Source organism: Amedibacillus sp. YH-ame6 (genome assembly GCF_053848845.1).
Map to the genome: position 1 here is coordinate 63,950 of NZ_JBSPEZ010000001.1, position 21,173 is coordinate 85,122.

Consider the following 21,173-nt stretch of genomic DNA (forward strand, 5'->3'; position numbering starts at 1 on the left):
CTTTTAATGCTCTATATTTCATACATATAAAGGGATAAATTGGATATCATAAGCTAGAACACATAGTACAAAAAACTTGATATCATTTGAAACGTTTCGCAAAATTTGATAAAATGCTACAGTTAGAAAAGGAGTGTTGTATCTTGGAATATATAAAATTAATTGGTGTAGTCATCATCGTTTTAGGATTTATGATGAAATTTGATGTACTTGCCACGGTGTTGATTTCTGGTCTAGTGACTGGTCTTGTATCTGGATTAAGCTTTACAGAAATACTAGCTATTATGGGGCAATCTTTTGTTAACAATCGACTTATGTCAGTATGGTTAATTATTTTTCCAGTGATTGCTATTATCGAACGTTATGGTCTAAAAGAAAGAGCATCTCATTTAATTGGTAAAATTAGAAATGCATCTGCTGGTAAAGTTTTATGCTTGTACATGATGATTCGTAGTGCCGCAAGTGGAGCAAATATACGTATTGGTGGACAGGTTGAATTTGTTAGACCTTTGATTCTACCAATGTCGGAAGCTGCTGCTGAAAAAGCGAAGGGTTCACAACTAAGTGAAAAAGAAGAAGATTCCTTAAAGGGATTAGCTGCAGCAACAGATAACTATGGGAACTTTTTTGCTCAAAATGTATTTCCTGTAACAAGTGGAGTATTGTTGATTCAGGGTACATTAGCAGAAGCTGGGTATGGTAGTGCAACTATTTACTCTGTTGCACAAGCAAGTTATCCAATCTGTATCATAGCTATCATTTTAACGTTTGTTCAAGTACTTCGTTATGATAGAAAGATTAAGAAAGCGAGGATGAATACAAATGGAAACGATATTTAATAATGCTTCTGAATTTATATTTATTCTTTGTGGATTTGTTAGTTTCAATGCAGCTTATCAAGCATTAGGGAATGAAAGAGCTCGTATAGGAACTGTTGCATTTTGGACTTTATTAGGAGTCATCTTCATTTTTGGAAAAGTTATTCCTTATGAAGTTACAGGCGGATTGTTGCTAGTTATGGGATGTTTGACCATGTGCAAACAGGTTGAAATTGGAAAATTTAAAGCTCCTGATATAGAAAAAAGAAAAGCATCAAGTGAAGAAATTAAGAACCTTATTTTTCTTCCAGCGATTCTTGTCGCGATGGTTGCGCTTATTTTATCTCGTGTAAAAATTGATGGACTTCCATTGCCTGGTGCAGTGATGGTAGGCGCAGGATGTATTCTTGCCTTGATCTTTGCCATGTTATTATGTAGACCTAAGTTTACAGAAACACGTACAGATACCGCAAGGTTATTGATGCAGGTCGGTAGTGCATCTTTATTACCACAGTTGTTAGGTGCTTTGGGTCAAGTATTTACAAAAGCTGGAGTTGGTGATGTAATATCGGGGATTATCTCAGGACTTCTACCAGAAGGAAATATTTTATTTGGGGTTGTCATTTATTGTCTAGGTATGGTAATCTTTACAATGATTATGGGGAATGCATTTGCTGCATTCTCTGTCATAACGGTTGGTATTGGTATTCCATTTGTGATTGCACAAGGTGGAAATCCTAGCGTTGTTGGAGCGTTGGGAATGACTGCTGGATATTGTGGTACACTTATGACACCAATGGCCGCTAATTTCAATATAGTCCCTACCGCCGTATTGGAAACCAAAGATAAATGGACGGTTGTAAAAGCACAAGCGCCTATGGCATTAACGTTAATCGTTATTCATATCGTATTGATGCTTGTACTTGCATTTTAGAAAGAAGGTTATACATGATGAAAATATTAGTGACAGGATTTGATCCATTTGGTGGCGAATCCATTAATCCTGCGATTGAAAGTGTGAAACGTCTACCAGACACAATTTTAGGCGCTGAAATAATTAAATTAGAAATACCTACTGTTGTACACAAATCTTTGGCAGTTATCAAAGAAGCAATTGATACTTACCAACCTGATATGGTATTGTCCATTGGACAAGCAGGGGGACGTAGTGATATTACTGTAGAGCGAGTTGGTATCAATATAGATGATTGTCGTATCAAGGACAATGAAGGAAATCAGCCAATTGATGAACCAATTTATGCGGATGGACCAGATGCTTATTTCGTTAATTTACCAATTAAGGCAATGGTAGAACATATTCGTAAGAGTGGAGTTCCTGCATCCATTTCAAACTCTGCTGGAACCTTTGTATGTAATCATGTCACTTATGGTGTCCGTTATCTATTAGAGAAACAAGGCAAAGGCGCAAAGAGTGGATTCATACATATTCCCTACTTACCTTCCCAAGTCATTGATAAAGCAAACCAAGCATGTATGTCATTACAAGATATCGTAACTGGATTATGTTCTGCGATGGAAGCTATGGTACAAAATGATCAAGATATTAAGAAAGCAGAAGGAACGATTTGTTAATGCAGAAGATTTTTGTATATGGTTCTTTACGTGAAGGAATGTACAATTATGATAAATACCTGAAAGGGAATAGTATATTTCTAGGGTATGGATATGTAAAAGGAAGCTTATATTCTTTAAAAGGAGTATCCTATCCTGCTATACTTGAAGGAAAGGAAAATATTCTTGGTGAAGTTTATGAGATTGATGATGAACTACTGAAAGAAATTGATGCCTTAGAAGAATATGTACCAGGTGATCCAAATAATGACTATAATCGTATCCTCACTACGATATATATGCAAGATGGAACCACTGTACTATTACCCGTATATTTCTTTAACCTAACAAAGAAGGAAAATATGGAACGATTAGATCAAGTAATCACTAAGAACGATTATGTGGCTTATATGAATCAATAGAAAAAACCTTGTGTAGACTATCCAATTTATGGGAGTTCATCACAAGGTTTTTTTACATATTCCAACAATGGTTTAAAGGTCCACTTCCTTTACCTAAATCTAAACCATCACGTAGTGCACCACCAATAAATCCTTTGGCTAAGGCAACGCTTTTATGTACGTTGTAACCTAATGCTAAATTAGAGGCAATGGCACTAGATAAGGTACAACCAGTTCCATGAGAGTTAGGATTATCAATTCGTTCACTCGGTAACCAGAAAGCATTTCCATTATGATATAAAAGGTCATCTGCGCGATCTTCAAAGTGTCCGCCTTTGATTAAGATATAACCATCAAAGAAGGTCGCAATCACTTTCGCCGCTGAAATCATATCATCTTTTGAGTGAATCGAAAGATCACTGAGTACTTCTGCTTCTGGAATATTAGGAGTAATGATTACTGCTAAGGGAAGAAGTTCTTCCTTTAAAGCCCTCAATGCACGATCAGCTAATAACCTAGATCCACTTGTTGATACCATTACAGGATCAACTACAATGTTTTGTGCGTTGTATTGTTGTAATTTCTCTACAATTTTATGAATAAGTTCTGGTTCTGACACCATTCCAATCTTTATCGCATCTGGTTCGATATCTTCAAATACACAGTCGAATTGTTCTTCTAAAAACTTTGGTGTTACATTCATAATATCACGTACACCTAGTGTATTCTGAGCTACAAGAGCAGTGATAATGCTCATTCCATATACTTTATGTGCCATGAATGTTTTAAGGTCTGCTTGTGCTCCTGCACCTCCTGTTGGGTCTGTTCCAGCTATCGTTAATACTTTTCTCATATCAATCCTTTCCAATCAGTTAATGCAAATACTGCTTGATTACTGATTTCACATATCTGATTCCAATCTTTATCATTCGCTTCATCATATACTGCCACTACTTGATACCCATTTGTTTTCATACATTCAATGGCATATAATGCATCATCAATAAATACACACTCTTCTTTTTTTATGCCTAATTTCTCTATAGTTTTTTGATAAATACGTACATCCGTTTTTGGACAATTGGCTTCTTCGCAAGTCATAATGAATTCGAAATGATGTAAAATACCACATCGGCGAAATGCGCTTTGCGCCATTTCTAAGCTACTTGCAGTTAACACACATAAACGTAAGTTCTCTTTCACGCAGCGTTCTATACATTCCTTTACGCCATTCTTTAAGGGAATATCTTCTTTATAATGTTTCATGACTTGTGCTTCAATTCCCTGTTGTATTTTTTCTATAGTATCTTCTAATTGATAAGTTTTTTTTAGATACATCGCAGATTGAGAAAGTGACATCGGTGTTATAATTTCTTGTAATCCCTCTTCTGCATGTATTTGTAAAGTTGCTAAATAATCTTCTCCTATATGATCCCATACATGCATAGAATCTAATAGTGTCCCATCCATATCAAAAACAACAGCTTTTAACATTTTACTAGTTCCTGCGTTTTCTTTTTTAAAATCTTGCTAGCTTCAAATATATTCTCTTTCGCCATAATAGCGGATACAATAGCTACTCCATCAATGCCACTTCCCTTTAGCTCTAAAAGATTATGTTCATCGATTCCACCAATTGCTATTACTGGAATATGCACTGCCTCTACGATTGCTTTTAAGGTAGCAAAGCTTACATCATCCGCATCTTTCTTTGTCTTTGTAGAAAACATTGCACCTACTCCAAGATAATCTGCACCTTCTTCTTGTGCGCGCAAAGCATCTTCAACACTCTGTGCAGATACACCAACAATTTTGTCTTCTCCTAGAATCTTACGTACTTCTATGGCTGGCATATCACCTTGTCCAACATGTATACCATCTGCATCCACTGCCTTAGCAACTTCAACACTATCGTTTACAACGAAAGGAATTTCATGTCGTTCACATAGTTCCTTTATTTTCTTAGCCTCTTCTATGAATTCTTCTGAAGGTAGTTCTTTTTCTCGTATTTGAACAAAACTGACACCACCCTCAATCGCTTTTTCAATATCACTTTGTAATTCTCTTCCCGCTAACCAAAAACGATCACTTACTAAATAAAGCTCTAAATGTTTCTTAAGTTTCTTTCTATCGAACTTCAATTTTAAGACCTCCATTCAATAGAGAAGGTGTCATATTACTAAGCGCATCGATGATATAGATATGTAAGGAACCACTTCCCTTTTTCTCTTGTAAAACACGCTCTTGAGCAAGCTCTCCACTATATCCCATGTGAGCAACTCCACATGCGCATGCATCTAGTAAGTTTTCAGGATTTGCGCCCGCATAGGCTCCAAGGATTGCGGATAACATACATCCAGTCCCTGTAATGCGTGACATTTCTTTATGTCCATTAAAAATCACATACGCCTTATCTGTATTACAAATGATATCGATAGCCCCAGTAATCGCAATTACTGCACCTGTCTTCTTACTCAACTCTTTTGCGAATGCAATTGTTTCATCCAAATTCTCTTTTGTGACTACATCACTCACATCTGCATCTACACCTTTCGTAGATCCACTTCCGGCATATACTGTTTTGATTTCTGAAATATTTCCTCGTATAATGCTAAATTTTGCTTCTTTTAGTAAATCAAATGTTGTTTGTGTACGTAGGGTACTCGCTCCTGCACCAACTGGATCTAAGACGACTGGATGCCCTACTTCATTAGCTTTCTTACCCGCTTTAATCATAGAAGCAATCGTACGTTTATTTAATGTACCAATGTTTATCACAAGGGCATTACAGATGGATGTAATCTCTTCAACCTCTGCTTCATCATCCGCCATAATCGGACTTCCATGTACCGCCAATACTGCATTTGCACAATCATTCACCGTTACATAATTGGTGATACAGTGTACAAGTGGTGCTTTTGTTACTACATTTTCTATTTCTCTTTCAAACATATACTTACCTATCCTTTCGTTTGATAACTCATATTCCAAAACTTTAGTTCATGTACACTCGCTTCACGAAACAATTCTTGAAGGTGCTCTTTTTCATTCTCTTTTAAATGCTGGCTCGTTTCATTCGCAAAGTTCATCCATGTTTTACACTTTTCCAAATATTCCGTACAACAATACTCCTGTATCCAATCACCATATACACTTTCTTTGATTAAAGCCGCATTCTCTTCTAACAAGCATTTTCCAATGTACGCATATGAAAGCATACAAGGAAGAGTCGCATATAAAATCTCGATGTTGCCTTCATTTTTCGCAACTTCGTGTAAGAAATTTGTATAATTTCTACAAGCTTCTTGTTTTGGTTCTACTTCTAGTTGCTTAACATCATACCCCAATGCTTTTAACATACGAATACGTGTAGCACTTTCATTAGATTCTACAAACTTTAACATCTCATAAAAAAGGCAAATTTCATCCATGGTTTCACTCTTAAATATCCCCATTCCAAAACAACGTGCATACTCTTTCAGATATTTTGTATCTTCAATCAAGTACTGTATAAACATTTCTTGTTTCATGGTATGGTTTCGTATATCTTTTAGGAATGGATGATCCACATATTGACTCCAAATATCCAAACTTTTTTGTATGGTTTCTTCTATAAATGTCATATTTTCTCCTCCCCATAAACAAAGGGATATGCCAACGAGCATATCCCTTATATGTTACGGTTATGTTCCCTACGTTGGCATTATCCAAATCAGGTACGGTCGAAGTTCTCAACTTCCTCTCAGCCTGTTTACAAGCTCCCTTTATGTACTTTAAAATAGTAGCATGATTCTTACACTACGTCAATTTATAAATTGTCATCTAATTCATTAATGTAAAATTTCTTTTTTCTTTTTTTTACTAGTTGTTGCCTTAACGAGATGCTTCACAAAGAAGTCCATGATTGTTTCCATGTTTTCCATTAGTAGACAAATGTTTTGACTTAAAGCAATATAAATCTCTTCTTCACTAAATGGTGCATACATTTGTGCTTCTACACTGGCTTCTAATTGCTCAATATCGATTCCTTTTTTCTTAAATACTTTCTTACAGTTTTTGTTATAGCTTTGAAATTCCTCATAACACTGTATTGCTTCTTCTCTTTTATTCATTTGATAATTCAAGATAATCATTGGGATATACATAAATGCAGAAGGTTCATCCCATTGTTCAAAAAAGTTTTTAGCTTCTTCATATTGTTGAAGACGTGCATAGATTGTTATGAGTGAATAGCGAACTCCTAAATTATCATGTTCACATAGACGCATCATATTTTTTGCCTCTTCTAAGGCAAGCATAAACTTTCCATGTTCCATCAAATATTCAAGATATGCTTTTTTGATACGCATAAAAGGACGAGTTTCAATGATGCCCCAATAATGTCCGATGCTATCTTCATCACAATACCCTTTTTCCTTCATTTTCTTTTCCCCTAGTCTCACTAGGTTCTCATATTGCTCATCTGCATCATCATCCCAAACATTTAAACTTAAAAATAATGCATCAAGATTTTCAGGGTCCAGTTTTAAAATCTTTTCTAGCAGTGCTATATATTCCTTCTCACTTTGACAATCATCCAATTCATATACCAATTCCTGTGCTTGTTCTACTTTGCTAAGGTTTCTTTCTGGTAAGTTGCGACTGTTATAAAGCTCCATAAATTCATGTCCAATTTCTTCTAAATCTCTTTCATCTTCACAATGATCTTGTATATACTTTTCTAATTCTCTCATCATCTTTTCATTGCTTTTCATAGAATCACCTCTTTTATAAGTATAGTATACTTCATAGTTGGTTACATATATAGTCTTTTCAAACATTTGTTATATCTATTTATTCGAATATTTCCTCATGGATGTGATACAATGATAGATAAGGAGTGGTTTCTATGAAAAAAAATCAAACATTATTATTTAAAGAGTACAAAGAAAAGTCAAATGCATATAACCTTGCATTGAACACTTTATACTTTGACATCGCTACAATCGCACCTAAAGATGGTTTATCTTATCGCAATCAAATGCTATCTATTTTATCAGGAGAATCTTTTTCTCATGAAACCTCGCCTGAGCATGTGGCTTTGATTGAAGAGATGGCAAAAAACAAAGATAATACAAAAGAGTTACAAAAAGAATTAGATTTGATATTACGCAATTTATCCGATATTCGAGTACTTCCAAAAGAAGTCTATGTCTCCTTCACTCAACTAAAAGCAGAGAGTCAAAATGCATGGGAGAAGGCGAAAGAAGCTAATGATTATCAAATTTTCAAACCATACTTAATCCAGATTATCGAAAAACAAAAGGAAATACTAACCTTTGTAAATAAAACATATAGTGATTATGATTATCTTTTGGATCGTTATCAAATTGGATTGAATATTGAAACCTATGATATGTTCTTCGATAAGATTAAAGAAGAATTATTACCATTTATGAAACGTATTTTAACAGAAGGAAAACATATTGACCAAGGTAGATTACAACTATCGTACTCAGTTGAAAAACAAAGAACATTTATGGATATCTTAATGACATACCTTCAGACAGATTCTAAGAAATGTTATATTACAACTAGTGAACATCCATTTACACAATTCTTTTCTACTAATGAGACAAGAATTACGACTCATTATCATGAAGACAATATAATGTCCGCAATATTCTCTACCATTCATGAATATGGACATGCAAATTATGGTTTACATGTAAATCAAGAGTATGAAGGTACTACTCTTGAAACTGAGATAGGGTATGCAATGCATGAATCTCAGTCACGCTTCTTAGAGAATCATATAGGTAGAAACCCACACTTTTGGATGCCTTTATATCCAAAATTACAAGCTCATTTCCCAGAACATTTAAACGATGTATCCTTTGATGATTTCATGGAAATGATCAATGTATCTGAACCATCTTTCATTCGCACAGAAGCAGATGAACTGACCTATCCAATTCACATTCTCATTCGCTATGAATTAGAGAAAGCTATCTTTGATGGAGAAGTGGATTATGAACAACTAGATACTATGTGGAATGATAAGTATGAAGAATATCTTGGGATATGTCCAAGCAACGATACTGAAGGTATCTTACAAGATATGCATTGGGGTGCTTCCAATTTTGGTTACTTCCCTACTTATGCATTAGGAAGCGCATATGCTAGCCAGTTCTATCATCAGATGGAAAAAGAATTAGACGTAAATCACATCCTTGAACATGGTGAGTTTGAAAAGATCTATTCATGGCTTGCGAACAATATTCATCAATATGGAGCATCGAAAAGTGCAGAAGAAATTATGATGGATACTACTAAAGAAGCCTTTGATCCGATGTATTACATTGATTATTTAAAAGAAAAATACGCAGCTATTTATGATATATAATAAGAAAAAAGATGGAGATTTTATGGTTTATAGGCCATATCATCATTCCATCTTTTTCTTTTGTCTTACTAAAATATTATTTACGTTTTTATTTCTTTTTTTGTGCGTGCTGACGTTTTCTCAGATAGATAGCACCTACCCCAAGAATCGCAGACATACCTAATAAGATAATATTATTATTCATATTAGTTTTATCACCTGTGACAGTTCCATTTCCGCCTGGTTTAACTGGTTTGATGTTACCACCACCCTGATTTGGTTGATCAGGAGTCACTGGTGTATCAGGTGTGTCTGGTGTGTCTGGTGTGTCTGGTGTGTCTGGTGTGTCTGGTGTGTCTGGAGTATCAGGTTGTATTGGTTTATTCACCAACGCATCCTTAGCTGCTTTTAACTTCGTATGCATATCATCAATTTGTGCTTGCGTTAATTCATCAAGTGCATATAGAGTATTAGCTTCATCATATACTTCCATTAACGCCTTCCATGAATCTGTTGTGTAGAGATTTTCTTGATACTGAGAAACAGTATCTAGCAGTTGACGTAAATTGCCTTTTTCCAATCGTACTAGATTAACTTGTTCTGTTTCAATATTAAGAACTGCTTGATCTACTTCAGCTTGTGATACAGCATCTGTTTCGTATACTGTTTTACTTGCAGCAACTACTACATTGAATGCTGTCCATGTATCAAAATCATATTCTGCTTTATTTAATGCAGTTGCACTATCAAGAATAGCTAATAGATTTGTTTTATCTACAACCACGATGCCTGCTTTAAATTCATCAATCTTAGGATCTAACTCATTAAGAACAGTTAATTTATCAACCAAATTACTTGCGTAATCTGCCTGTGCCTTATTCAAGGCTGCTTGCAATGCATCATAAACTGATTGAGATACATAACCATGCTTATCACCAATGGATGTGTTAGCCAATAAATCTTTTGCAAGTTGTTCTTTTACTGTAAATTTACCTTCAACATCCATGGTTGTATATACTGCATTGATACCAGTTTCTAATTCAGTGTTTAAAGTATTAATCGCAGTTTGTGATGCACTATATGTTTTATAAAGTGTTTCTGCTGCTGCAATCTTTTCTTTTAATGAAGCCACTTCTGTATCTAGAGATCTAGTCCTTTGCTCTGCTTTAGCAACTACTACTTTAGCATAGTTGATATTAGATAAAAGCATAGAACGATCCACATAGATAATACCATTCTTATTAAATTCTTTTACTGCTGCTTTAATTGTTGCAATTTCTGTTTCTACTTCTGTAGAACTCATTCCATTTGCAATTTTTGCTTCAGCTGCAGTTATTGTTGCTTCCACTGCTGCTTTTGCTTCTGGTTTATAGCTTCCGTTGTTGTCTTCATATCTTTTTGAAGCTAATAAATCTCTTACTTCTTTAATATATGCAACCAGAGGTTGTGTTACATCTACTTTGTAAACTTTAAATTCATTTATCGTCAATTGTGAAGCAAGAGCTGTTAAACGAATTTTATTAGTATATACGGATTTATCCAACACAATAATGTATTCACTTTGTGGATCTACATCCCTACCATCATAAATTGTTACCCATTCATTTTTGATCAAGTCATAGGCTTCAACTTTGAAAGTATCCACAGATTTTGATGCTGATCCACTTAAATGAATAATATTTATATCGGTTGCTTTTACAAATTCAAAGTTAAGAACATCAGAATTGCTCATTACATAAGAAGTCGATAAATCTCCATCATTCACATTTCCTGCATCAGATTTGTCAATCGTACTATCTTTTATAACATCTTCTGGAGTCCCCATATAAACAGCTATTTCATGAAGTCTAGGCTCAGCAAGATAAGCAGGACCATCCCCATTATTTCCAAGATGCTTGAAAATAATCTTCTTCGCATTTCTATTAACTTTAACACTTATAGTTCTGTTTCCTAGTGTTCCAGTCGCATTTGATGCATCATTGACAAGTGTTCTTACACCATCTTTATCTTCTGAGTATACTACATAAAGTAAACCTAACTCTGCTTTTTCAAATGATAAATCAACTCTATCGACATAATACTCTGTGCCCAAGTCAAAGACCATCTCTTTATCTTTGATTCCTGAAACATAAGTTTCAAGGTTTCCATCAATTGCATTTTTATTAGCATCATCCGTTTTAATTCCTGTAATTTGACCTTCTCCAAATACAAATTCAGGTGTTTTTGCTTGAATACCGATTGCCTCAAGTTCTACAATATCAAACCAACCTCCGGATCCTTCTTTTTTACCTTTGAAATCAACTCCAACTTTTGTAATTTCTAAGTTTACAGGTACATTGTATTTTACTTCATTCTTTTGCGCGTCATCTACAGATTTTACGATTTTCTTTTGACCGTTTACATCAACAACATAAATATCAAATATATAGAATTTATCATATCCTTCTGCATTGAATTGTAAATTTACTTCGTCAATTTGATATCTTCCTTGTAAATCAATTTCAACATTTGGTGTCTTATCACTTGAATAACCATCAAAGTTCCATGATGTAGTAGTGTTTCCATCATTCAAATGTTTTGCATCTTTACTAGCTTGCGTAGAAGATGCTTTTACTGGCTTATTTAATGCTTGATTACCTTTTGTAACTACTTCTTTTTGTGGAGATAAAGATAATACTTTTAGTTCTGTCATTGCAGGAGAAGCTCCACTCCAGGTTCCTTTGCCTGTAGTACCTTCATAAACCACTTTTACTTTGGCAATTTTTTCATTTACACTTACCTTAAATACTTTTTCAGTTAGTGTTTCTGTGATGCCCGATTTATCTAATACAAGTTTCTCATTTCCATCAGCATCTACTGTATAAATTTTGAATTTGAATGAAAGTCCAATATTTTCTAAGTATAATTCTATGCTAGATACAACATAAATATTTTTCAAGTCTAGTGTAACTGTTGTAGGATACATTTCACTACTACTTCCCCATTTGGTTTTCCAAAGACTATTAACATCATCATCTGTAATATATTCAATCTTTGAGTTTTCTGTTGGTTTTGTACTCTCCGCGATTAACCCCTTAGCCACATTATAATAGGTAGGTACATTCAATGCTTTCCCCATGACTCTAAGTTCTGTAATTAATAGAGGACGTGCAGCAGCATCTCTAGTCTTCATTGTAATTCGTACTTGTGTTGCTTCCTTATTGGCATCCTTACTTAATGTAACGATTGTTTTTCTGGACATTGTTTCTTCTCCAGAATTCGCCTCGATTACTTGCCATTCATTTGTTGCTGCATTTAGTATTTCAACCTTATAGTTATATTCAAAACTTACAGCTAAATTTTGCAAATATATTTCTATAGAGTTTACTTCATATGTTCCTTCTAGGTCTAATGTAAATGCATATTCGTTAGCATCATTAACTTTCCATCCGGCACTTTCATCTTCTCCGTCTGTAAGTTTTTTTCTTAATTCCTCACTTGTGTCAGGATTTGTAGTAAATAGTTTTCCTTCGGAAATGTTTATATCTTCTTCAACAGAGCTTGATCCGAAATCTTTTAAACTAGTTGTTGAGAATTCTTTTAATGCGGTTGTTGCATTCTCCTTTAAATTTGAATAATCTGGAGTTGTTGCTAAAGCGAATCCATCATCAGATTTACGATTTGCCCATTGCCATTCCCATAAGAACCAGTTGCTTTCAGCGTTTGCTGCGACAGGATCTTTTGATGTTTTATCTAACTCAGCTTGGCGATTACTTATCCACATTTCCCATCGTTTTTGATAGAATTCTTCAGTTAAGCCTGCCCACTTACGATTAGAGTAGTCTTTTAACTGTCCACTACGTTGTCCACCCCAAGTTGTGATTAAGGCTCTTGCGTTGAACTCAAATAAATCTTTCGTCCAATCATCTGCCCCATCTAGCATATCTCTTGCATCATTCACCCAAGTTCCAGCCATGAATTCATCTGTTGAACCTAAGATTTTATCACTTAATGAAATCAATTTTATAAAGTGATCTGATACTCGTTTGAATTCTGTACTATCTCCTGCATTATACGCAGCTACCATTAATTTGTGGTATTCTATTGCAGCATTACATAATACTTGTTCAGCGACATCAGCAATATCATAACGATAAGCAGGCGAATTTTTGAATTCATCATAATTATCAATCAATAGCTGTAATGCTTTATCCAATTCTGTTTTTTCATAAGATATTGTAGAATGTCCCCATGTAGAAGCACTTGTAAAATTCATTCCAGGTCTTGCGTTGATGACAGTTTCTGCAGCCCCTTGGAATTTACCATTTTGATTATACGCAGTTTCTCTTAAAATATCCCATGCTTCTTGTAGTTTATCAGTAGTACCACCTGCACGACGTTCGGCATATTTTTCAACCCACTTCGTTAGATTGATAGGATCTCTTTCCCAAGTCATATCAAATAATAATTCATACATAATTGGGCTATTTTCTAGTGCTTCTGGTGTAATACCTATTCCCACCATTTGAGAAGCACTATCACTAACCATGGTTTCGGCAGGATTAGTTGCGATTGTCTCTAAATCTCCATCTAACCCCATTCTTCCACCGAAGTTATGTAGCATGTTCCAAACCCAAGGTACACTATATTTTTCCATGACACCATGTTCTGGATTTTTGTTCGCATGTAAATCTAATGCTAATGCTTGTTCCGGTTTTACTAATCCTTTTAAATTGTTGTCATTTAGATTTCCTTGCCATTGCTGTAACACCCAAATTGCATCTTCGTTGTTATTAATCATTTCTGTTTGTACAGTAGAGAAGATATTAGCAATATCTAATCCTGCTGCGTTTCCACCCTCATGGAATGGATCAGCGGCATAATAATCTGAAACATCACCGAATACATTTTTTTGTGCATCATAGAATACTTTTGCCATATCCTTGAAGTAATCTTTTTTGCCTTGAGCAACTTCTTCATCAGATAAATATGTCTTAATAATCGCAGGTCTTGTATAACTTGGCCATTGATCAATCGGCGTTAACACTGCACCGTCGTTTTTATCATCAAAGCTCAATGGAACTTGTCCAGAGAATCCTTGAATTACTGGATCAATACCAAAGGCTTGCATACGATCATGCATTTTTCTTCCTAATTCAACACGTTGTTCAAACCAGTTATCTGGAAGTGGTCCTCCAAAGCTATAAAGGTTTTGCATATAGAACCATGCAAAATAACCAGGTCCTGCAATATATTCTTTAATTTCATCATCTGTGAAATTATATTGTTTTAATGTTTGACGCAATACTTCTTCTTGACCAACAATATCAAGAACTACATTGACACCATTCATCGCGGCCCAATCTAAAAATTCTTGGTATTCATCCCAACCCCAGAAAGCCATTGTATAAGAATAAGTACAGAAGTTCAAAGCATAACGAACATCATACTCTGTTTCTTTTACAATTTTCTTATCTACTTTTACCAATTTTTTCATGTTAGTATTACTATCAAATAATGGATTGTAGTCAACACTTGCATAGTTCTTCAAATAATAATTGAAACCAGACGCAAGAGAAACTCCATCATTACCACGGATGATAATGACTCCATTTCCATTTTCAATTTCAAATACATCATTTCCATTCATGTCATTTCTAATCTCAAATTGGAATTTAGAAATCCATTCTTGACCAATTACACGGCCTACAAGATTTTTCATCTCTTGAATAGTTTTACTATTTGCATAAGAAGCATCACTCTCAAACTTATCCCATTCTTTTTGATAACTGCTTCCTTCCCAAGATGAAACCTTAATTTCAGCAGGTTTTTTGACATCCTCTGATACCTTCGTACCAAACAGTTCAATCTCTGCAAGATTAGTTTCATAGGAAGCAGAATTATATGCCATATTCAAACGTATATAAGATGCTCTCTTGCTAACAGAAAATGACTTTCCACCTTCGGTTGCAACACTTCCATCGATTTTAGAAACAATCTTATCAAAATTTGTTCCATCTTCAGAAGCATAAATATAATAATTGTTCGCGGAATCTTTGTTGTTGTAAACCGTAATCTTATCAAGATCATATACTCCATCCAACTTGATGTTGATATAGCGATTATGATCGTTCATTCTTGTCTCTAATTTTTGTGCTTCTGTAGCTCCATAACCATTTTGTGGTACAGACTTCCAGTATGTAGTAGTGTCACCATCGATAATGTTTTTAATCGGATACTCTGGATTATTGTAACCGCTAATTTGATCATCTCTTACAATAATCTTTTCACCCTGTGCCATAACAGAGGAAATTGTAAAGAAACTGACCAATAAACATGTGGCTGTTGCTAGTTTTATGACTTTTTTCATATATACACTCCCTTTTTCTTCTTCGATATCATAGCAATAATGAATTTGTAATATTTTGTCTATATTAGAAATTTATTGCTAATTAAAAAAAGGAGCACTTTTTACATGCTCGCTTTCTATGGGAAAAGTTTTCTATATTCTGTTGGTGATAAGCCAACCATTTTCTTAAACATTTTTGTGAAATAACTTTGACTTCCAAAACCTACTTGATATGCAACCTCTTTAAAAGAGAGATCTTTACGAATTAACTTCTTAGCTTTTCTAATGCGTATCTCATTCACAACATCTGTGAAATTATGCCCTAACTCTTTTCCAAATAATTTGCTGATATAGAAGGGTGAGACACCCAATTCATCTGCTAATGTATTTAGACTGATTTGTTTGGCATAATTCTTTTCAATAAAAGCCATTGATTTTTTTATGATAGAACTATTGTTATGATACTTAATGCTTTTTAATGGATTTAAAATTTTATGCAATGTTTGACTAACTATAATCGCAAGATTTTGATGGTTATCATATTTAAGTTCTTCAAAAGGAACATCTGCTTCTTTAATTTCAATTTGGTATTTTTGCTTAATTTCAATCACTAACTCTGAAATAATACATTTCATAACGTAATTTACTTTTTTATAATCATAATATAAGAATTGTTGACAGAGCTCATGTATTAAATTTTGTATGTCATCATGATTCTCTTCCATAAACCGCATTGCCCACTCTTTTGCTAAAATGCCAAATTCATCATTCGTAATTTCTTCGCTCATCTTAGAATCTTGATGTTCATCGTTGTTTAAATTATATTTCGCATCTTCATAAGATTGGTAAAATAATGCTAATTCATTTTGAATGCTGCCAATAGAATAACGATAAACTTGTAGCCATTCCTTCTTTAATATTTCTAAGAATATGGTTTCATCAGTTGTATCCATCTTATGATTTGACATAATAAATAAGATATGTTGTTGATGAATATTTCCTTGTACACACATATATCCCATATCTTCTAACTCACTGCGCAATTGAAATATATGAGAGGATTGATTCTCTACCTCTTCAAACACTATACAAGTACATGAAGTAACAGAATAATTGGCCATTCTGAAAGTTTCCAGTAATCTAAATTCATCTTGCTTCGTTAAAATTGCATAAAAACATTCACTTTCTAAGATAGCTTTCATTTCATTCATCTTTTTCACAAGAGAACTTGTTTGATGAAAAGTATTTTTATCCTTTGTAAGTTTTTCTATTGCTTGCGTTAAACTTTTTCTTAATAATTCTTTATCTGCTGGTTTCAAAACGAAGTCTTCTACATTTAAACGAATCGCTTTTTGTGCATAGGAGAAATAGTCATAAGAAGTTAAGACAATACACATTACACTACTATCTTTCTTTCGAATGGTTTTGATCATATCCAAACCACCCATGACTGGCATATTGATATCTGCTAATATGATATCTGGACGATGTTCATAATAAAGGAGAAGTCCTTCTTCACCATTTTCAGCCGTCAAAACTTCATCAATTGGTAAATCAAAGTTTTTTATAATAGATTGTAATGATTCACGCTCTATTTTTTCATCTTCCACTATTAACAATTTGTACATAATGCCTAACCTCCTTTCTAATGCTTTGGTAGTCTTATATTGATCATGATTTCAAATCCACAATCACAATTGCTATTGATACTAATCGTAACTGCATCTTGGTAGTACATCTGTAATCGTTTCACAACATTGTACAATCCAAGATGATTTTCATCTTCCTTCTGATAATCATTTAATATGAACTGTTCCAATTCATTACTATCCATACCGCTACCATTATCACTCACAACTAAATTAGCTTGTTGTTCATCACCAGAAACAATGACTTCAATGACTCCATCTTTCATACAATCCTTTAATCCGTGTTTGATTGCATTTTCAACCAAAGGTTGTAAAATCATTCCAGGAATAGGTATATTTCCTATCACATCGCCATTTTCAAACTGCAAATCAAATAGAACTCTATTTCCTAAACGAATGGTTTGTATCTCTATATAATTCTTCAGCATCTCTACTTCGCTCTTTATATCACTAAGACGATTTTGTTTATCTAAGCCATACCGTAATAAGTGACTAGTTTTGATTAAGATGTCCGCTGCGTTCTCTGCACCTTCCTGTATTGTCAATTTATATATCATATTTAATGTATTAAATAGAAAATGAGGATTTATTTGATTTTGCAACATCTTAAGTTCACTTTGGACGAGCAATTCTTCTTTTTTCAATGTTTCGTTCTTCCACTCTAACACTAACTTTTCTAACTGTGCTTTTTCTTTTGTAGTTTCTATGTTACGTTGTATAGCATATGCCATTTCCGTTAATGCATCACAAAGTTCTTCCATTTCAAGACTTGTTCCAGATACTTGTGATAAATCATACTCTCCTTCTTTTACTCGCTGTATATTCTTTAGTAAAAGCTCGATTGGACGCGTAAAGGAAGTTGTTATCTGTCTAGAATGATGAAGAAGCCAAAATAACAATAATCCTAAGAGTAAAAAAGATGTAACAATCGATGTTTTCTTGATTAATTTGAGATTATCTAGTTGAGCATTCACTGCTTTCGTTATAAGATTGTAGTAATCTCCAGATGTTTTTTCGATCAAAACTTCAGTTCTTAAGAACTCATTGTATAAATTTGTATAGTTCTCTTTATCCTTACCATAGGATGCAACTAGTTTTTGTTGTATCGCTTGATAATTATCAAGCATATTTTCCAGCATAATAATTCTAAAGTAATCATCTGATAATGCTGCTTTCTTTAATACTTGCATATCTTCTTTTGCCTTTACGATATGTTTTTCATACTTACTTAGTGTATCCTTATTTTCTGTATAAAGAAAATCCTTCACATAGGAGTTTGCTGTATCAACATTCTCATAAAATGAACTTAGGCTTTTTAGTGATACAACCGTTTCATTATACTTATCGACTGATATCGTGTTGATTACATTAAATAACACGATACAGCAAACGATAACCATAATCATGATCGTATTAGATTTATGTATTCTTTCCTTAAAGGTTCTGTTTTTCCTTATCTTGCTATTTATCATAATCATCTATATTATCCTTTGTAACCATTGTTAAAGTTGGTGATAAGGTTTTCTGTGAAGGTTCTGTGCCTTCTCTAAGATATTTCATTAACATTTGAACACTTTGAAATCCATAATCATAAAAGGAAGTGGCAATGGTACCATCTATTTTATTATTGCGTATCATCGCAAGCGTAGACTCCATGTCATCTACTCCGAAAATCATCATTTTCTCTTTACGCCCCTTTGCTTGTGCCATATCCGCACAAGATTCAGCTGATTCAGCAGCAAAGTTAATTGCGACATTAATTTCAGGATTTTTTTGTAGTACCCTTTCCCATTCTGATTTGGCTCTCACTTGATCAGATTTCGATTCACTGATATTGATAATTTCATATCCTCCTGGATGCAAAGCAAATACCTTTTCAACTTCCTCTATTTGCTGTTGTGCTATATTAAAACTCTTTTCTGCTACTTGAATAGCAATCTTCAAAGGCTCATTTTTTGCGAACTTTTTTTCTACTTCGTTTAATAATAATTCTGCTTGTTTATGAAAGTCCTTCCCCATATAAGCAAATCTATTAGCATCTGGAATATCGCTATCTACAAGGAAAACTGGAATATTATTATTATGAGCTTGTTCCATTAATTCGGTAGAGATTACACCTTGTGTAACTATGGCATCAGCTTCTTGTAAAATCCCCGTTCCAATTACATTTTCCATTTCCTGTGTATCAATCACAGATGGACCAATCCAATCACACTTTGCATTATATATTTCACATGCTTCATCAAATCCTTTTTTTGCTTTTAACCAAATGGTATGTTCCTTAAGTGGAGTCGCAAAAAGTATGTATGTGAAATCATTATTTTCTTCTTTTTCCATGCCACATCCACATAGGAATAGCAAACAACAAAGTATCCATATTTTTTTCATACATTACCTCCACTTAACAATCATATTCTTTAAAAAGGAAGAGACACCCTTCCCTTAATTGCCTTAACTTCTAATACCATACTTCTCTAGATTTCCCTTAAAGAAGGAAAACTCTCTTTTTTTCGTTTCAACTAACACATAAACTCCAACATGTTTCGTAGATATGTGAATCTTATTTTGCTTCTTACTATATCTGCACTTAGACAAATTACCTTTACCATCTGCGTAGAATATGGATATGTTTTTATTTTTCATATCTTCTGTAAGCTCATACTCTATAGGTATAGGCTTCTTTGTCTGTGAAAAAACTATTTCTATTGCCTTATACTCTTCGTTTTCAAATTTAGGAAAGTAAAGCTTCGCTACTGACCAGTGTTTTGGCAGCTCTCTTATAATATATTGCATAGTAAACCTCCATTTATACCATGCATTATAAAATTAAACCATTAGCAATATTTTAAACTTTTTTGTATTATTTCATCTTCTATACTCATGTTTTATGTACAAATGTATACGTTTTGATACGTAGACAAAAAACCAGTTTTATACATTTACAAAAGCAAAAAGAAATAAAAAAAGACAAATTGCAAAAAAAACAAAATGTCTAAATAGCTATAATTTTACATACACTTTGATGTTTAGAAAAAGGATTCTTTTTCGCTCGATTGAAATGGATGAAAAAAAGACATATCCCCCAAAATATAATATGTCTAAATCACCATACAATCGTATGGCACAAGTATAGCAGATTTTATTTTGATTAGCAATCAAGTATGCTTGACTTGCATATTTATTTCTAAACCGGAACTTACTTTGTCACTTTACCTTTATTTCTAAACAATGCGTTGATTTTTTCTTGAATAAGATTCGGATCATAGCCTGCATTTTTTAACTTCGCAATACGTTCTTGCCCATTCCCCCAATTTCCAATCCCTCTAAAAATTTCTAACGCAATTTGATCTGTTGATTTTTTTTGTCCTCCAGGAATATGCGGATCACTATCAATCCCAGTATCATTGGTCCAACCAGTTCCATTGTTCAACAAATAAGGATACTTCGCGCCTTCTTCAACTCTTGTAATTCTTCCTTCCCAATCTCCTTTATATACTCTTCCCCCCATACTAGAAGTGGAAAGAGTATTCGTACATACATACGTACCAATCTTGTATTTTGTCTTTGTTGGTTTCGTATATAAGTCTTTATATATGTTTGGTCGGAAAGCGCCTAACATTCCACTATAAGAGAAGGTTGCTTCATTAAATGCTCCCGCAAATCCTCCTTGATTCTGTCCTAAAAAAACTCCTGTACCATCTCCATTATCTGCCATAAATATAGCGATATGACTATAAGGAGTTTTGGGTGCTTCTTTAAACACCACAATATCCCCTTTTTGTAGTGTTGTCACAACATCACAAGATGTTAACATACCGTTGATATTACGATTGTTCCAAATATCTTTTACATACCCAGTGGATGTACAAAAAGAATAGGGATAACCTAACCACTTCATATAATATGCATACCCATCCCAACATTGTGCACCATAAAATCCATCCATATCTTTTCGCACACCTAGCACTTCTTTTTTAAAATCTGTTGGAGTCTTCATCAAATCTTCCTTTCCTAACACGTTCTATCTCTTACATTACAATA

The 21,173-nt window shown here is 33.9% G+C and carries 17 protein-coding genes and 1 riboswitch; of the genes, 5 read left to right on the top strand and 12 right to left on the bottom strand.

The features are described 5' to 3' along the window. Positions 1-143 precede the first annotated feature (143 nt). The 4 genes from ACWG0P_RS00395 to ACWG0P_RS00410 are packed head-to-tail and all read left to right on the top strand — an operon-like array spanning position 144 to position 2,812. The gene (locus tag ACWG0P_RS00395) at positions 144-839 is read left to right on the top strand and encodes a DUF969 domain-containing protein (protein ID WP_455799977.1); all 696 of its coding nucleotides are present in this window, start codon (positions 144-146) and stop codon (positions 837-839) included. Beyond that, positions 823-1,752, top strand: coding sequence for a DUF979 domain-containing protein (locus tag ACWG0P_RS00400; RefSeq protein ID WP_455799978.1), 930 nt, complete (start codon positions 823-825; stop codon positions 1,750-1,752). The genes ACWG0P_RS00395 and ACWG0P_RS00400 overlap by 17 nt, the downstream gene beginning before the upstream one ends. A 17-nt stretch (positions 1,753-1,769) precedes the next feature. Continuing rightward, a complete protein-coding gene (gene pcp / locus ACWG0P_RS00405; protein WP_455800198.1) occupies positions 1,770-2,411 on the top strand; it encodes a pyroglutamyl-peptidase I in 642 nt (213 codons plus the stop codon). Next, positions 2,411-2,812: a gamma-glutamylcyclotransferase family protein gene (locus tag ACWG0P_RS00410; protein ID WP_455800199.1), complete on the top strand. Its 402-nt coding sequence runs from the start codon at positions 2,411-2,413 to the stop codon at positions 2,810-2,812. Before pcp ends, ACWG0P_RS00410 begins: the two co-directional genes overlap by 1 nt. A 52-nt stretch (positions 2,813-2,864) precedes the next feature. Here ACWG0P_RS00410 and thiD read toward each other — a convergent pair whose 3' ends face one another. The 6 genes from thiD to ACWG0P_RS00440 all read right to left on the bottom strand — a co-directional run bounded on the left by thiD (position 2,865) and on the right by ACWG0P_RS00440 (position 7,545). Next, positions 2,865-3,644, bottom strand: coding sequence for a bifunctional hydroxymethylpyrimidine kinase/phosphomethylpyrimidine kinase (gene thiD / locus ACWG0P_RS00415; protein WP_455799979.1), 780 nt, complete (start codon positions 3,642-3,644; stop codon positions 2,865-2,867). Then, complete coding sequence (locus ACWG0P_RS00420; protein ID WP_455799980.1) at positions 3,641-4,285, bottom strand: HAD family hydrolase; 645 nt, start codon at positions 4,283-4,285, stop codon at positions 3,641-3,643. Before ACWG0P_RS00420 ends, thiD begins: the two co-directional genes overlap by 4 nt. Then, the gene (gene thiE, locus ACWG0P_RS00425) at positions 4,279-4,932 is read right to left on the bottom strand and encodes a thiamine phosphate synthase (protein WP_455799981.1); all 654 of its coding nucleotides are present in this window, start codon (positions 4,930-4,932) and stop codon (positions 4,279-4,281) included. Before thiE ends, ACWG0P_RS00420 begins: the two co-directional genes overlap by 7 nt. Continuing rightward, positions 4,919-5,743, bottom strand: a complete 825-nt coding sequence (gene thiM / locus ACWG0P_RS00430; protein ID WP_455799982.1) for a hydroxyethylthiazole kinase — start codon at positions 5,741-5,743, stop codon at positions 4,919-4,921. The genes thiE and thiM overlap by 14 nt, the downstream gene beginning before the upstream one ends. An 8-nt stretch (positions 5,744-5,751) precedes the next feature. Next, on the bottom strand, positions 5,752-6,414 hold the full coding sequence (locus ACWG0P_RS00435) for a thiaminase II/PqqC family protein (protein ID WP_455799983.1): 663 nt from the start codon (positions 6,412-6,414) through the stop codon (positions 5,752-5,754). Between the two features lie 48 nt (positions 6,415-6,462). Then, positions 6,463-6,566: riboswitch (TPP riboswitch) on the bottom strand. A 55-nt stretch (positions 6,567-6,621) separates the two neighbouring features. Next, the gene (locus ACWG0P_RS00440; RefSeq protein ID WP_455799984.1) at positions 6,622-7,545 is read right to left on the bottom strand and encodes a tetratricopeptide repeat protein; all 924 of its coding nucleotides are present in this window, start codon (positions 7,543-7,545) and stop codon (positions 6,622-6,624) included. A 134-nt stretch (positions 7,546-7,679) separates the two neighbouring features. On the opposite strand from ACWG0P_RS00440, the gene ACWG0P_RS00445 reads away from it, so the two are divergent. Next, the gene (locus tag ACWG0P_RS00445; RefSeq protein WP_455799985.1) at positions 7,680-9,176 is read left to right on the top strand and encodes a carboxypeptidase M32; all 1,497 of its coding nucleotides are present in this window, start codon (positions 7,680-7,682) and stop codon (positions 9,174-9,176) included. A gap of 88 nt (positions 9,177-9,264) precedes the next feature. Here ACWG0P_RS00445 and ACWG0P_RS00450 read toward each other — a convergent pair whose 3' ends face one another. The 6 genes from ACWG0P_RS00450 to ACWG0P_RS00475 all read right to left on the bottom strand — a co-directional run bounded on the left by ACWG0P_RS00450 (position 9,265) and on the right by ACWG0P_RS00475 (position 21,150). After that, positions 9,265-15,504 carry an alpha-N-acetylglucosaminidase TIM-barrel domain-containing protein gene (locus ACWG0P_RS00450; protein ID WP_455799986.1) on the bottom strand — a complete coding sequence of 2,080 codons (6,240 nt, stop codon included), beginning with the start codon at positions 15,502-15,504 and terminating at the stop codon, positions 9,265-9,267. A gap of 116 nt (positions 15,505-15,620) precedes the next feature. Beyond that, positions 15,621-17,111, bottom strand: coding sequence for a response regulator transcription factor (locus tag ACWG0P_RS00455; protein WP_455799987.1), 1,491 nt, complete (start codon positions 17,109-17,111; stop codon positions 15,621-15,623). A 17-nt stretch (positions 17,112-17,128) separates the two neighbouring features. Beyond that, positions 17,129-18,538: a sensor histidine kinase gene (locus ACWG0P_RS00460; protein ID WP_455799988.1), complete on the bottom strand. Its 1,410-nt coding sequence runs from the start codon at positions 18,536-18,538 to the stop codon at positions 17,129-17,131. Positions 18,539-18,593: 55 nt separating this feature from the next. Further along, a complete protein-coding gene (locus ACWG0P_RS00465; protein WP_455799989.1) occupies positions 18,594-19,520 on the bottom strand; it encodes a sugar ABC transporter substrate-binding protein in 927 nt (308 codons plus the stop codon). 63 nt (positions 19,521-19,583) lie between these two features. After that, positions 19,584-19,925 carry a hypothetical protein gene (locus ACWG0P_RS00470; protein ID WP_455799990.1) on the bottom strand — a complete coding sequence of 114 codons (342 nt, stop codon included), beginning with the start codon at positions 19,923-19,925 and terminating at the stop codon, positions 19,584-19,586. A gap of 403 nt (positions 19,926-20,328) precedes the next feature. Beyond that, positions 20,329-21,150, bottom strand: a complete 822-nt coding sequence (locus ACWG0P_RS00475; RefSeq protein WP_455799991.1) for a CHAP domain-containing protein — start codon at positions 21,148-21,150, stop codon at positions 20,329-20,331. Positions 21,151-21,173 lie beyond the last annotated feature (23 nt).